This window comes from Chromobacterium sp. Beijing (assembly GCF_021496765.1).
Classification (GTDB): Bacteria; Pseudomonadota; Gammaproteobacteria; order Burkholderiales; family Chromobacteriaceae; genus Chromobacterium.
Genome location: NZ_CP053750.1, coordinates 1,374,949 through 1,387,994, shown reverse-complemented (window position 1 = coordinate 1,387,994; position 13,046 = coordinate 1,374,949). Strand labels below are relative to the sequence as shown.

Genomic DNA, 13,046 nt, shown 5'->3' with positions numbered 1-13,046 from the left:
CACAAGGACGACACGATGAAAACCGATCCGGCTTCCCACCAGCGCATGACCGAGAAGCGCAAGGCGGGCTTTGAAAAGAAAAAGGCCGCCGCCACCGGCGAAAAAGGCCTGCTCATCGTCAACACCGGCACCGGCAAGGGCAAGAGCAGCGCCGCCTTCGGCATGGGCTTGCGCGCCGTCGGCCACGGCATGCGCCTGGGCGTGGTGCAGTTCATCAAGGGCGCGCTGCATACCGCCGAACGCGATCTGCTGGGCGGCTTCGACAACTGCGACTTCCATACCATGGGCGAAGGCTATACCTGGAACACTCAGGACCGCGAGGCCGACATCGCCACTGCGCGCAAGGGCTGGGCGCAGGCGCTGGCGATGCTGGAGAGCGAGGATTACGAGATGGTGATCCTCGACGAATTGAACGTGGTGCTGAAGTACGAATACCTGCCGCTGGACGAAGTGCTGGCCGCCTTCGCCGCCCGGCCGGCGATGCAGCACGTGGTGGTCACCGGCCGCCATGCGCCGGAGGCCTTGCTTGAGGCCGCGGACCTGGTCACCGAAATGCGCTTGGTCAAACACCCTTACCGCGAGCAAGGCATCAAGGCGCAACGCGGGGTGGAGTTCTGATGACGTCCTTGCGCTGCCCGGCGCTGTTCCTGACCGCCCCCGCCTCGCACCAGGGCAAGACCACGCTGACGGCGGCGCTGGCCCGCCATCACCGCAATCAGGGCCGCCGGGTCCGCGTGTTCAAGACCGGGCCGGATTTCCTGGACCCCTATGTGCTGGAGCGGGCCAGCGGCCACACCGTCTATGGCCTGGACTTGTGGATGAACGGCGAGGACGATTGCCGCGCCCGCCTGTACAAGGCCGCCGCCGAGGCCGACCTGATCCTGATCGAAGGCAGCATGGGCTTGTTCGACGGCACGCCCAGCAGCGCCGATCTGGCCGCCCTGCTCGGCGTGCCGCTGGCGGCGGTGATAGACGCCGCCGGCATGGCGCAGAGCTTCGCCGCCGTCGCCCACGGTCTGGCCAGCTTCCGCCCCGGCCTGGCCTTTCACGGTTTTATCGCCAACCATGTCGCCAGCGATCGCCACGCCGAAATGCTGGCCCAGCAGTTGCCGGCCCATCTGCCCTTGCTGGCCGCGCTGCGCCGGGACGAGGCGGCGCGGCTGCCGGAGCGTCATCTGGGTCTGGTGCAGGCGCAGGAGATCGCCGACCTCGACATCCGTCTCGAACGCATGGCGGGCCAGATCGCCGCCACCGCCTTGGCCGCGCTGCCGCCGGCGGTGGCCTTCCCCCCGCCGCGACCGCCGAGCCGCCGAAACTGCTGGCCGGCCGGCGCATCGCCATCGCCCGCGACGCCGCCTTCGCCTTTGTCTACCCGGCCAATCTTGAAACGCTGCTCCAGCTGGGCGCGGAGCTGAGCTTCTTCTCGCCGCTGGCCGACACGGCGCTGCCGGACTGCGACGCCGTCTACCTGCCCGGCGGCTATCCGGAACTGCATCTGGACACGCTGTCCGCCAACACCGCGCTGAAAGCGGGGCTGCATGGACATATAGCGGCCGGCAAGCCGCTCTACGCCGAGTGCGGCGGCATGCTCTATCTGCTGGACCGGCTGACCCGTCGCGACGGCGACAGCGCGTCTATGCTGGGCCTGCTGCCCGGCCGCGCGGTCCTTCAAGACAGGCTATGCGGGCTGGGACTTCAAAAAATGACCTTCCCCGGCGGCGCGCTGCGCGGCCACACCTTCCACTACACCCGGCTGGACACGGCGCTGGAGCCGATCGCCCGCGCCGCGCGCGCCAGCGGCGCCGGAACCGGCGAGGCCTTGTACCGCAGCGGCAGCCTGTTGGCCAGCTATTTCCACGCCTATTTCCCGTCCAACCCCCGCGCCGCGGCAAGCCTGTTTCTGCCCTCAGCCGTTGCCTGAGCCCTTGCCCGCGATCCGAGACGCGGCCGGCTCGCCCTCATGACTTGCCTTGCTCCCAGGTCTCCCACCACGACAAGACCTTGGCGGCCGGCATCGGCTTGGCGATGCTGAAACCCTGGGCCAGGCAGCAACCCAGTTGCATCAAGACCGGCCAATACTTTTTACGCTCAACGCCTTCGACAATGAAGTCAATGGCGCGGCTTTGGCAGAAGACCGCCATGCACTGAATCAAGGAGGCGTTGAAGGAGCCAGGCTCCAAGTCCTGCGCAAACGCCTTGTCCAGCTTGATCTCGGTGATGGGGCAGCTTTTCAGATAGGTAAAGGAGGTGAAGCCCGCGCCGAAGTCGTCTATCGACAAGGACACGCCCTGAGCGTGCAGTTGTTCTATCATTTCCTTGGCCTTGACCGGGTTGATGACCAGCGCGGTTTCCGTCAACTCCAGCACCAGCAGGCTGGGCGGAACCTTGTAGAGCGCCAGCCGCGCCATCACTTCTTCGACAAACCGATTGTCCTCCAGCATCCGCGCGGAAATGTTCACCGCCACCTTGAACGGCTTTTGTCGCTGGCTGATCCAGCTTTGTTGCTGGGACAGCACCAGCTCCAGCGTCAGATAAGTGAAGCGGCTCAAGAGATTGCATGACTCCAGCGTGGGCATGAAGTCATCGGGGTTCACTCGCCCTTGCGCCGGGCTGTTCCATCTGACCAGGGCTTCGAAACCCACCACCTCCTCGGTATCCAGCCTGACCTTGGGCTGATAATGCATTTCCAGCTCGCCTTGCTGGATCGCCCGGGTCAATTGCGTGATCAGGGCCTGGGTGGTTTGCCCCGCCTTGGGCCAGGGCTTGTCGTTTTCCCCCGCGTACAAGGCGACGGCGCCCAGATGGCTCTTGGCCTGATACATCGCGATATCGGCGCGGGACAGCAATTGGGCGGGATCGCAGCCGTGCTGCGGGCACATCGCCACGCCGAAGGACGCGCCTATCGACAAGGCGTGCTCGCCCACCAGAATGGGCGCGTCCAGCGTATGGCCCACTTTTTCCGCCATGGTCAGCGCGCATTCTGCGCTATCCACTTCCAGCAGCAAGGCGGCGAATTCGTCGCCGCCCAGGCGCGCGATGGTGTCCGAGCCGCGCAGCAGGGTGGCGAAACGCGCCCCCACCTCCCGCAGCACCAAATCCCCGGCCTGATGGCCCAGCTTGTCGTTGACCTCCTTGAAGCGGTCCAGGTCTATCATCAGCACGGCGAACGGCAGTTGATTGCGAGCGTGCAAGGCGCACAGCTGATCCAGGCGGTCGAGAAACAGATTGCGGTTGGGCAGATCGGTCAGCGAGTCGTACAGGCTGCGGTGCTGCAACAACTGTTCGGTTTCGCGCAGCTTGGCCTGTATCGCCGCCACCCGCACGCCGTCGCTGATGGTCTGGCGCAGGCGGTCCTCGGTCAGTTCGAACTTGGGCAGGTATTCGTAGACGCCCAGCTTGATCGCCTCGGCGGCGATGCGCTCATTGCCGGTGCCGGTGACCGCCACGATCAGACAGGATTGGTTGCGTTGCTGGATGGACGGCACCAGTTCGCGGCCGTCGCCGTCGTCCAGCTTGAAGTCCAGAAACACGAAGTCGAACAACTCCCGGCCCAGCAGCTTCAAGGCGCTGGCCTTGGAGTCCGCTTCTAGAATCTGGGAGCACAGGGCGTTTCGGTGCAGCAGGCGAATGATGCGCTCGCGGTCGACGTCGTCGTCGTCCACCACCAGCACGCTGACTTGCGGCGGCGTTTCCAACAGGCATTCGACGTCGTCGATCATCTTGATTACCGGGCGGGTAAAACCACGGACTGGGCGTAGGAATGCAGCAGCTCCATCAGTTTCACGAACTGCGGGCCCACGGCGGACTTCATCATATAACCCGCCACGTTTTCCTCGTAGGCGCGCATGCGGTCCGCGTCCCGCGAGGAGGTGGTCAGCACGAAGATCACCGAGTTGCGCAACTGGCTGTCCGCGCGGATGGTTTCCAGGAATTGAAAACCGTCCATGCGCGGCATATTGAGATCCAGCAGGATCAGAAAGGGGCTGGTGATCCGCTTGCTGTCATGCGCGCCGCGAAGGATTTGCAAGGCCTCCAGGCCATCGCAGGCGGTGACCATCTTGCATTCAAGCCCTTGACGGCGCACGCCGCGCAAGACGCCCTCAATGGCCACGTCGTCGTCGTCCACCAGCAAAACCGTGATATCGCTCGCTACCGCCACGCTTGCCATCATCCCACCTCCTTGAGCGGAAACCGCGGCCAGCGGATGCGGAAACAGGCGCCGCCCAGCGTGCCGTGTCTATCCAGCACCACCGTGCCGCCATTGCTATTGACCATGCGACGCGTCACCGCCAGGCCCACTCCATGCCCTTCCGCCTGGCTGCTGGCGCGGTGAAACAGCTTGAAAATGCGTTCTTCCGAGCCTGGCGGCACGCCTACGCCGTCGTCTTCCACCGTGAACAGATTGAAGCGCCCGTCCTCCTCCACCGCGATGCGGATCACGCCCTTGCCGCCGCCGTGATGCTTGCAGGCGTTGGACAGCAGATTGCGGATCGCCAGCGACAGCGGCGTGCGCGCGGCGGGAAACGGCCGGGCCTTGATTTCCACTTCCACTTGAAAGCCCGGGGGATATCGAGCAGCTCCAGGGTCTCGCGCACCAGCAGGCCGGGATCGACTTCCTCGACGCGCTCGTCCTGGCGCCCGGCCCGCGCGTATTCCAGCAGGTCTTCTATCATGCGTTCGGCGCGGGCGATGCGTTCCTCGGCGCGGACAAAGTTTCTCTCGATGTCCGCGCTCAGCTGGGACGGGTCCAGGTCTTCGCGTATCCAGGAGATCAGGTCGGCAATGCCGCGCAAAGGCGAGCGCAAATCATGGGAGGCCACATAGGTGAACTCCTCCAGCTGGGCGTTGGCCTGCTGCAGCGTCTCCTCAAATTTCTTGCGCAGGGAGATGTCGGTGATCGCGGCCAGCACCAGCCGCTCTCCTTCCGTTTCCAGCGGGGTCAAGCCCACTTCCACCGGGAATTCGCTGCCGTTCTTATGCTGGGCCAGCAGATCGCGCCCCGAGCCCATCGCCCGGACTTCCGGCGCCTTGGCGAAGGCGGCCCGCAAAGCCGGGTGGCCCTGCCGCACGCGTTGCGGCAGCAGCACCTCCACCGGCTGGCCGGTCAATTCTCCCGGCGAGTAGCCGAACAGGGCGTCCAGCGCCTGGTTGGTCATTGAGATCTTGCCGTCCGCGCCTGCCATCAGCAGGCCGATGGGCAGCGAGGCCACCACCTTGGCGAAGCGATGCTCCAGCCGGCGCCGCGGCGTGATGTCGCTGACAAAGGCCACCGCGCAGATTTCATCTTCGTGCGGCATGGAGCCGAGGCCGATTTCAATGGGAAACTGGCGGCCATCCGCATGCTGGGCGAACAGCTCGCGGCCGCTGCCCATGGTTCTGGGCGTGGGATGGGAGAAAAACAGCTGGCGAAAATCGAGATGGCGTTCGCGGATATCGGCCGGCAGCAGCATTTCCACCGCCTGGCCCAGCAACTGGGCCTTGCTGTAGCCAAACATATTCTCCAGCGCGCTGTTGACGTAGAGCATGCGGCCGTCGGCCGCCACCACCAGCACGCCCACCGGAGCGGCCTCCACCACGGAGGCCAGCCCGGCATTGCCGGAAGCGCCGGCGGGCGCCCTTTCCGGAAATTTGAACGACATGACAGCCTGCTTTCGCCTATGTCTTATTGCTGTAGGTTTAGCATAGGGTTTTCCGCCGCGCAGTTAATTCTGATGTCCTATCCGCGTCGTTCTCGCAGCGCGGCTCACACCGCCAGCAGCGCCAGTTCCGCCGCGGCCTCGCGCAGCACCGGCAAGATGCGCAACAGCAAATCCTCACGGCTGACGCGCGCCGCCTGCACCCCCACATTGATGGCCGCCGCGGCGCGGCCGTCGGCGCCGATGATGGGCACGGCGATGGAGCGCAGGCCGATTTCCAGCTCCTGATCAATGATGGCGTAACCCTGCTCCGCCACCCGCGCCAGCTCCGCCTCCAGCGCCGGCCGCTCAATCAGGGTGTGCTGCGTGTGCTGGACCAACCGCGCCCGGTCCAGCAAGAGGGCGAGTTCCGCGGCGGGCAGCCGGCTCAGCATCGCCCGGCCCATCGAGGTGCAGACCGCCGGCAGGCGGCTGCCGATGTCCAGATCCACCGTCATGATGCGGCTGGTGAAGGCGCGCGCGATGTAAAGGATGTCGTCGCCGTCCAGAATGGCGATGGAGCTGGATTCGTTGACGCTGCTGCTGACGTGGCGCAACACCGGCTGGCCGGCGCGCGCCAGCGGCGTGGAGCCCAGATAGGCGTGGCCCAGCGCCAGGATGCGCGGCCGCAAGGCGAAATGGCGGCCGTCCTCGCTGTCCACGAAGCCCAGCTTGGCCAGGGTGTACAGGCAGCGCCGCACCGCCGCGCGCGGAATGCCGGTGCGCTGGCTGATCTGCGAGGTGGACAGCAGGCGGCGCTGCGCCGAGAACGCCTGTATCACCGCCAGGCCGCGCGCCAGCGAGGCCATGTAATTGGGATCGCCGCTGAAGTTCTCTTCCACGCCCTTCTCGGCCGCCGCCTCTTGCCACTGTTGCATCTTGTCACCTTTTATCGTCGTTGAGCGATCACCGCACACTATTGCGATCATCGTATTGACCCTGCGGCAGGCCGGCAAGCATGCTGAATGCGCGATTAAAAACATATCGCTCGATAATCGCACAAACTCCTTTCCATTCATGGCTGCACGCAGCCCGCAAAGGACAGTCGATGATAGATAAAACGGTAAGCTCGGCCGCCGCCGCCATTGCCGACATCCACGACGACGCCACGGTGATGATCGGCGGCTTCGGCGTCGCCGGCCAGCCGGCGGAGTTGATAGACGCGCTGATAGACCACGGCGCGCGCAATCTCACCATCGTCAACAACAACGCCGGCAACGGCGAGGCCGGCCTGGCCGCGCTGCTGCGGGCGCGCCGGGTGCGCAAGATCGTCTGCTCGTTTCCGCGCCAGGCGGATTCCCAGGTCTTCGACGCGCTCTACCGCGCCGGCGACATCGAACTGGAACTGGTGCCGCAGGGCAATCTGGCCGCCCGCATCCAGGCCGCCGGCGCCGGCCTGGGCGCCATCTTCACCCCCACCGGCTACGGCACACTGCTGGCGGAAGGCAAGGAAACCCGCCGCATCGCAGGCCGCGACTATGTGCTGGAATACCCGATCCACGCCGACTTCGCGCTGATCAAGGCCTGGCGCGGCGACCGCTGGGGCAATCTGCAATACCGCAAGGCGGCGCGCAATTTCGGCCCCATCATGGCCGCCGCCGCGCGCCAGACCATCGTCCAGGTGGGGCAATTGCTGCCGCTGGGGGAAATGGACCCGGAAACCGTGGTGACGCCGGGCATCTTCGTTCACAAGCTGGTCTGCGTCGCCGGCCAGTCCATGCAAGGAGGCCGGCATGCATAAGCGACTGGACCGCGAACAGATGGCGGCGCGGGTGGCGCGCGACATCCCCGAAGGCGCTTACGTCAATCTGGGCATAGGCCTGCCCACCCGGGTGGCCGACTATCTGCCGCCGGAACTGGATATCTTCCTGCACAGCGAGAACGGCCTGCTGGGCATGGGCCCGGCGCCGGAACCCGGCCAGGCGGACCCGGAGCTGATCAACGCCGGCAAGGAGCCGGTCACCCTATTGCCCGGCGGCTGTTTCTTCCACCACGGCGACTCCTTCGCCATGATGCGCGGCGGTCATCTGGACATCTGCGTGCTGGGCGCCTTCCAGGTGTCGCGGCGCGGCGATCTGGCCAACTGGCACACCGGCGCGGCGGACGCCGTCCCGGCGGTGGGCGGCGCGATGGACCTGGCCATCGGCGCCAAGCGGGTCTTCGTCATGATGGAGCATCTGAACAAGCAGGGAGACTGCAAGCTGGTGGAAGCCTGCAGCTACCCGCTGACTGGCATCGGCTGCGTGCACCGGGTGTATACCGATCTGGCGGTGATCGACCTCCGCGACGGCGAGCTCTTGGTGCGCGAATGCGTGCCCGGCCTGGATTTCGCAGAACTAGAGCGGCTGACGCCGCTGCCCCTGACCGACGCCCGCCAAGGAGAGACGCCATGAGCCAGGCCTATATCTGCGACGCCATCCGCACCCCTTTCGGCCGCTACGGCGGCAGCCTGTCCGCCCTGCGCGCCGACGATCTGGCCGCCCTGCCGCTGAGCGCGCTGCGACAACGCAATCCGGGCGTGGACTGGGACTTGCTGGACGATGTGCTCTACGGCTGCGCCAACCAGGCCGGCGAGGACAACCGCAACGTGGCGCGCATGGCCGCCCTGCTGGCCGGCCTGCCGCCGTCCACGCCGGCCAGCACCGTCAACCGTCTGTGCGGCTCCAGCCTGGACGCCATCGGCCAGGCCGCGCGCGCGCTCAAGAGCGGCGAGGCCGAGCTGATGATAGCCGGCGGCGTGGAAAGCATGAGCCGCGCGCCCTATGTGATGGGCAAGGCGGACAGCGCCTTCGCCCGCAATCTGCGCATCGAGGACAGCACCATGGGCTGGCGCTTCGTCAACCCGTTGCTGCGCGAGCGCTACGGCGTGGACTCGATGCCGGAAACCGCGGAAAACGTGGCCGAGCAATTCCGCATCTCGCGCGCGGATCAGGACGCCTTCGCGCTGCGCAGCCAGCAGCGCGCCGCCGCGGCGCAGGAAGCCGGCCGGCTGGACGACGAGTTGATGGAAGTGACGATTCCGCGGCCCAAGGGCGAGCCGCTGCGTGTTGTCCGCGACGAACATCCGCGCGCCACCTCGCTGGAGGCGCTGGCCCGGCTCAAGGGCGTGGTGCGGCCCGAGGGCAGCGTCACCGCCGGCAACGCCTCCGGCATCAACGACGGCGCGGCCGCCTTGCTGCTGGCCAATGAGGCCGCGCTGCAGCGCCATGGACTGACGCCGCGCGCGCGGGTGCTGGCCATGGCCTGCGCCGGCGTGGAGCCGCGCATCATGGGCTTCGGCCCGGCGCCGGCGATACGCAAGGTCTTGGCCCTGGCCGGGCTGCGCCTGGAACAGATGGACGTGATCGAGCTGAACGAAGCCTTCGCCGCCCAGGCGCTGGCGGTGCTGCGCGAACTGGGCCTGCCGGACGACGCCGAACACGTCAATCCCAACGGCGGCGCCATCGCCCTGGGCCATCCGCTGGGCGCCAGCGGCGCGCGGCTGGCGGCCACGGCGCTCTATCAGTTGCAGCGCGGCGGCGGCCGCTACGCCTTGTGCAGCATGTGCATAGGCGTGGGGCAAGGCATCGCGCTGATCATGGAGCGCGTCTGAACGCCGGTTAAGATGTCGCGGCGGGACGCCGCCCCCGCGGTTTTGAAATCCCAGGCATAGATAAGGAGATTCGCCATGCCCATGCTGAAACTCGGCACGCACGCGCTGCGCTACCAAGTGGACGGGCCGGCCGGCGCGCCGGCGCTGCTGCTGTCCAACTCGCTTGGCACCACGCTGGAAATGTGGCGGCCGCAACTGGCGGCGCTGAGCCGCCGCTACCGCGTGCTGCGCTACGACGCGCGCGGCCACGGCGGCAGCGGCGTCGGAGCCGTTCCGCCCCGGCTGGCCGACCTCGCCGGCGACGCGCTGTCCTTGCTGGATGCGCTGGACATCGAGCGCGCTCATTTCTGCGGCATTTCGATGGGCGGCCTCACCGGCCTGTGGCTGGGCGCGCACGCGCCGGAACGCCTGCAATGCCTGGTGGTCAGCAATAGCGCCGCCAAGATAGGCACAAGCGAAGCCTGGCGGCAACGCGCCGCCCAGGTGCGCGGCGGCGGCCTGGCCGAACTGGCCGCCAGCGCGCATCAGCGCTGGTTCAGCGCCGACTTTTGCGCCCAGGCGCCGGACATCGTCGAGCAGGCGCGCGCCTGGCTGGCGGCCACCGCGCCGGACGGCTACGCCGCCTGCTGCGAGGCGCTGGCCGACGCCGACCTGCGCGCGGACTTGCCGCGCATCGCCGCGCCCGCGCTGCTGATCGCCGGGCTGCTCGATCCGGTGACCACAGTGGCTGAGGCGGAAGCCATGGCCGCGGCGATGCCGAACGCCCGCCTGACGCGGCTGCCCGCCTCCCATCTGTCCAATCTGGAAGCGCCGCTCGCCTTCGAGCGGGCCTTGCTGGACTTTCTGGACGCGGCCTGAGCCGTCCGATTGTTCAGCCGGCCGCGCCTAGCCGCAGGCCTTCCAGCAAGGGTTCAAGCGCGTCCAGCGTCTGGGCCAGCGCCTCCGCCGGCCGCTCGGCGCCGGACGCCCAGCCGGCGCCTTCCACCAGCGCGCCGTTGATCAGCCGCGCCAGCGCCTGCGAGTCGGCGCGGCGGATCAGGCCGGCGTCCATCAAGGCGCGCAAACGCTCGGCGATATTGCTCACGCACTGCCGCTGGCCGGCCTGCGCGTACTCCGCGCCCAGCGCCGCCGGCGCGTCGCGCAACAGAATGCGCTGCGCCTCCGGCTGGGTGGCCGCTTGCAGATACGCGCGGCAGCGGCGCTTGAAGCCCTGCCACGGGTCCGCCGCCTCGCGCTCCGCCAGCGCCAGGCCGGCCTCGATCTCGGCGTCCAATTCTTGGGCCACCGCCAGCAACAAGCCTTTCTTGTCGCCAAAGTGGTGGTAGAGCGCGCCGCGGGTCACGCCGGCCGCGGCGGTCAGCTCATCCATCACCGTCGCCGCATAGCCGTCGGCGCCAAAGCTGCGGCGCGCGGACAGCAACAGCCTGCGCCGGGTTTCCTCCATGGCTTCGCTGCGTGTTTTGCTCATCATCCCGCTCCCCTGTTTCCGCATTGACCGTCGCGCCGCTGTTGACATACGGCGCGTATGTCAATTAGTTTAGCATACGTCGCGTATATTAAAACAGCGGACCAGGCGAGATCAGCGCCGTCCGCCACAAGGAAACCCGATGGCCAACCCCTACCTCAGCCTGTTCTCCCACCCCGGCAGCCTGGCCTTCTCCGCCGCCGCCTGGGTGGCGCGCATGCCCATTTCCATGACCGGCATCGGCATCATCACCATGTTGTCGCAAACCTCGGGCTCCTACTGGCTGGCCGGCGCCGTCGCCGCCACCTTCACCTTTTCGATGGCGCTGCTGGCGCCACAGGTGTCGCGGGCGGTGGACCGCTACGGCCAGCGCCGGGTCTTGCCCGCGGCCACCGCGCTCAGCGTGGCGGCGATGCTGTCGCTCCTGTTCTGCAGCTGGGCGCAATGGCCGGCCTGGACGCTGTTCGTCTCCGCCGCCTTCGCCGGCTGCATGCCCAGCATGTCGGCGATGGCGCGCGCGCGCTGGACCGAGATTTACCGCGGCACGCCGCGCCTGCACACTGCGTTTTCGCTGGAATCGGTGCTGGACGAGGTCTGCTTCATCGTCGGCCCGCCCATCGCCGTGGGCCTGAGCGTGGCGGCGTTTCCGCAGGCCGGCCCGCTGCTCGCCGCCGCCTTGCTGGCCGTCGGCGTCGCCGCCTTCTGCGCGCAAACCGGCACCGAACCGCCGGTGCACCCCGAAACCCAAGAACGGCGCGGCTCCGTCGCCGCCCTGGCCGGCATGCGGGTGCTGATCCTGGCCCTGGTGGCGCTGGGCGCCATCGCCGGCGCCGTGGACGTGATCAGCGTCGCCTTCGCCCAGCAGCAGGGACAGCCGGCGGCGGCCAGCATCGTCTTGTCGGTGTACGCGATAGGCTCTTGCCTGGCCGGCCTGCTGTTCGGCGCGCGCAAGGCCAGCATGCCGCTGGCGCGGCTCTTCGTCTGGGCGGCCGCCGCCACGGCGCTGGCCACCCTGCCCTTGCTGCTGGTCTCCAATCTATGGATGTTGAGCGCCGGCGTCTTGCTGGCCGGCGTGTTCTTCGCGCCCACCATGATCGTGGCCATGGGTTTGGTGGAGGAGATGGCGCCGCCGGCGCAACTGACCGAGGGCCTGACCTGGCTGATCACCGGCCTCGCCAGCGGCGTGGCGCTGGGCGCGGCGGCGACGGGATGGGTGGTGGACCATGTCGGCGTGCGCGCCGGTTTCGGCGTGACCCTGGCCGCCGGCGCGCTGATGGCCGTGATCGCGCTGGCCGGGCAGCGCCGGATAGCCCGCTCTTTGCAAGAGAAAACGGCCTAGGCCGCGGCATCGAACGGCAAGGGCCGCCTCAACCCGCCCTTGCGGCGATGGCGGCCTGCCCTACTCCTCCGCCTCCTCGCGCGGCAGCAGCTCGCGCAATAAACGCCGGATCAGGGCCAGCTCCTCGGAGCGGTCCCCGCGCCGCGCGCTCATGATCAGCGGCGAGGCCAGGCCTTCGTCCGTCAGCGGCCGGTACACCACGTCGTCGCGGCGCAGCCTCAGCACGCTGGCCGGCACCACGCACACCCCCATGCCGGCGGCCACCAGGCCCAGCGCGGTTTGCAATTCTCTCACTTCCAGCGCGTAAGCCGGCTCCAGCGCGCGCTGGCGGAAAGCGGCCAGCACCTGGTCGGCGTAGCTGGGCCGCGGCTGGCGCGGATAGATCAGCACGGTCTCCTCCGCCGCGTCGCGCAGGCGCAAGGGCCCTTCGCGCCGCGCCAGCGGGTGCTCCAGCGGCAAGGCCAGCCACAAGGGCTCCTCGGCCAGCACTTCGCGCTCCACAGCCGGGTCGTCGAACAAGAGCCGGCCGAAGCCCACATCGATGCGGCCGGCCTTCAGGGCCTCCACCTGCTCCAAGGACGTCATTTCCAGCAGAGACAGCTCAGTGTCGACATGGATGGCGCGGAAGCGGCGTATCACTTCCGGCAAGGGCCGGTACAAGGTGGAGCCGACATACCCTATCACCAGCTGCCGGCGCGCCAGCGCGATCTTGCGCGTCATCGCGCGCATGCCCTGGGCCTGGGCCAGCAGATTGCGCGCCTGGGCGTAGAAGAAGCGGCCGGCCTCGGTCAGTTGCAAGGGCCGCGCGCCGCGGTCCAGCAGCAATAGGCCCAGTTCCTCCTCCAGTTGCTGGATCTGCCGGCTTAGCGGCGGCTGGGCAATGTGCAGCCGTTCCGCCGCGCGGGTGAAGTTGAGCTCTTCGGCGACGGCGACGAAGTAGCGCAGATGGCGCAATTCCATTCAATACCTCACAGG

15 protein-coding genes are annotated in these 13,046 nt (G+C 67.7%); 8 read left to right on the top strand and 7 right to left on the bottom strand.

What is annotated here, in order from left to right; all coding sequences use genetic code 11:
- Nucleotides 1–15: 15 nt before the first annotated feature.
- From cobO to HQN78_RS06605, 3 genes are read left to right on the top strand one after another with little or no spacing between them, the layout of a single operon-like run.
- A complete protein-coding gene (cobO, locus tag HQN78_RS06615; protein ID WP_227108427.1) occupies nt 16–618 on the top strand; it encodes a cob(I)yrinic acid a,c-diamide adenosyltransferase in 603 nt (200 codons plus the stop codon).
- Nucleotides 618–1,415 carry a hypothetical protein gene (locus tag HQN78_RS06610; protein ID WP_235088642.1) on the top strand — a complete coding sequence of 266 codons (798 nt, stop codon included), beginning with the start codon at nt 618–620 and terminating at the stop codon, nt 1,413–1,415. Before cobO ends, HQN78_RS06610 begins: the two co-directional genes overlap by 1 nt.
- Nucleotides 1,316–1,921 (top strand): hypothetical protein, encoded by a 606-nt coding sequence (locus tag HQN78_RS06605; protein ID WP_235089766.1) that lies wholly within the window; start codon nt 1,316–1,318, stop codon nt 1,919–1,921. Before HQN78_RS06610 ends, HQN78_RS06605 begins: the two co-directional genes overlap by 100 nt.
- A 37-nt stretch (nt 1,922–1,958) precedes the next feature.
- Here the strand turns inward: HQN78_RS06605 and HQN78_RS06600 are convergent, their stop codons facing one another.
- The 5 genes from HQN78_RS06600 to HQN78_RS06580 form a co-directional block, all read right to left on the bottom strand.
- Nucleotides 1,959–3,719: a bifunctional diguanylate cyclase/phosphodiesterase gene (locus HQN78_RS06600; protein ID WP_235088641.1), complete on the bottom strand. Its 1,761-nt coding sequence runs from the start codon at nt 3,717–3,719 to the stop codon at nt 1,959–1,961.
- 5 nt (nt 3,720–3,724) lie between these two features.
- A complete protein-coding gene (locus tag HQN78_RS06595) occupies nt 3,725–4,171 on the bottom strand; it encodes a response regulator (RefSeq protein WP_227108433.1) in 447 nt (148 codons plus the stop codon).
- Complete coding sequence (locus HQN78_RS06590) at nt 4,168–4,551, bottom strand: ATP-binding protein (protein WP_235088640.1); 384 nt, start codon at nt 4,549–4,551, stop codon at nt 4,168–4,170. The genes HQN78_RS06595 and HQN78_RS06590 overlap by 4 nt, the downstream gene beginning before the upstream one ends.
- Nucleotides 4,437–5,639, bottom strand: coding sequence for a PAS domain S-box protein (locus HQN78_RS06585; RefSeq protein ID WP_235088639.1), 1,203 nt, complete (start codon nt 5,637–5,639; stop codon nt 4,437–4,439). The genes HQN78_RS06590 and HQN78_RS06585 overlap by 115 nt, the downstream gene beginning before the upstream one ends.
- Before the next feature lie 104 nt (nt 5,640–5,743).
- A complete protein-coding gene (locus HQN78_RS06580) occupies nt 5,744–6,553 on the bottom strand; it encodes an IclR family transcriptional regulator C-terminal domain-containing protein (RefSeq protein ID WP_235088637.1) in 810 nt (269 codons plus the stop codon).
- Nucleotides 6,554–6,723: 170 nt separating this feature from the next.
- On the opposite strand from HQN78_RS06580, the gene HQN78_RS06575 reads away from it, so the two are divergent.
- From HQN78_RS06575 to pcaD, 4 genes are all read left to right on the top strand, one after another.
- Nucleotides 6,724–7,416, top strand: coding sequence for a 3-oxoacid CoA-transferase subunit A (locus HQN78_RS06575; protein ID WP_235088636.1), 693 nt, complete (start codon nt 6,724–6,726; stop codon nt 7,414–7,416).
- A complete protein-coding gene (locus HQN78_RS06570; protein WP_235088635.1) occupies nt 7,409–8,068 on the top strand; it encodes a 3-oxoacid CoA-transferase subunit B in 660 nt (219 codons plus the stop codon). Before HQN78_RS06575 ends, HQN78_RS06570 begins: the two co-directional genes overlap by 8 nt.
- Nucleotides 8,065–9,267, top strand: coding sequence for a 3-oxoadipyl-CoA thiolase (gene pcaF, locus HQN78_RS06565; RefSeq protein WP_235088634.1), 1,203 nt, complete (start codon nt 8,065–8,067; stop codon nt 9,265–9,267). Before HQN78_RS06570 ends, pcaF begins: the two co-directional genes overlap by 4 nt.
- Nucleotides 9,268–9,342: 75 nt before the next feature.
- On the top strand, nt 9,343–10,125 hold the full coding sequence (gene pcaD, locus HQN78_RS06560) for a 3-oxoadipate enol-lactonase (RefSeq protein WP_235088633.1): 783 nt from the start codon (nt 9,343–9,345) through the stop codon (nt 10,123–10,125).
- Between the two features lie 13 nt (nt 10,126–10,138).
- Here the strand turns inward: pcaD and HQN78_RS06555 are convergent, their stop codons facing one another.
- A complete protein-coding gene (locus tag HQN78_RS06555; protein WP_235088632.1) occupies nt 10,139–10,738 on the bottom strand; it encodes a TetR/AcrR family transcriptional regulator in 600 nt (199 codons plus the stop codon).
- Between the two features lie 136 nt (nt 10,739–10,874).
- Here HQN78_RS06555 and HQN78_RS06550 point away from each other — a divergent pair, with 136 nt between their 5' ends.
- A complete protein-coding gene (locus HQN78_RS06550; protein WP_235088631.1) occupies nt 10,875–12,071 on the top strand; it encodes an MFS transporter in 1,197 nt (398 codons plus the stop codon).
- A gap of 60 nt (nt 12,072–12,131) precedes the next feature.
- Here the strand turns inward: HQN78_RS06550 and HQN78_RS06545 are convergent, their stop codons facing one another.
- On the bottom strand, nt 12,132–13,031 hold the full coding sequence (locus HQN78_RS06545; RefSeq protein WP_235088629.1) for a LysR family transcriptional regulator: 900 nt from the start codon (nt 13,029–13,031) through the stop codon (nt 12,132–12,134).
- Between the last annotated feature and the right edge of the window lie 15 nt (nt 13,032–13,046).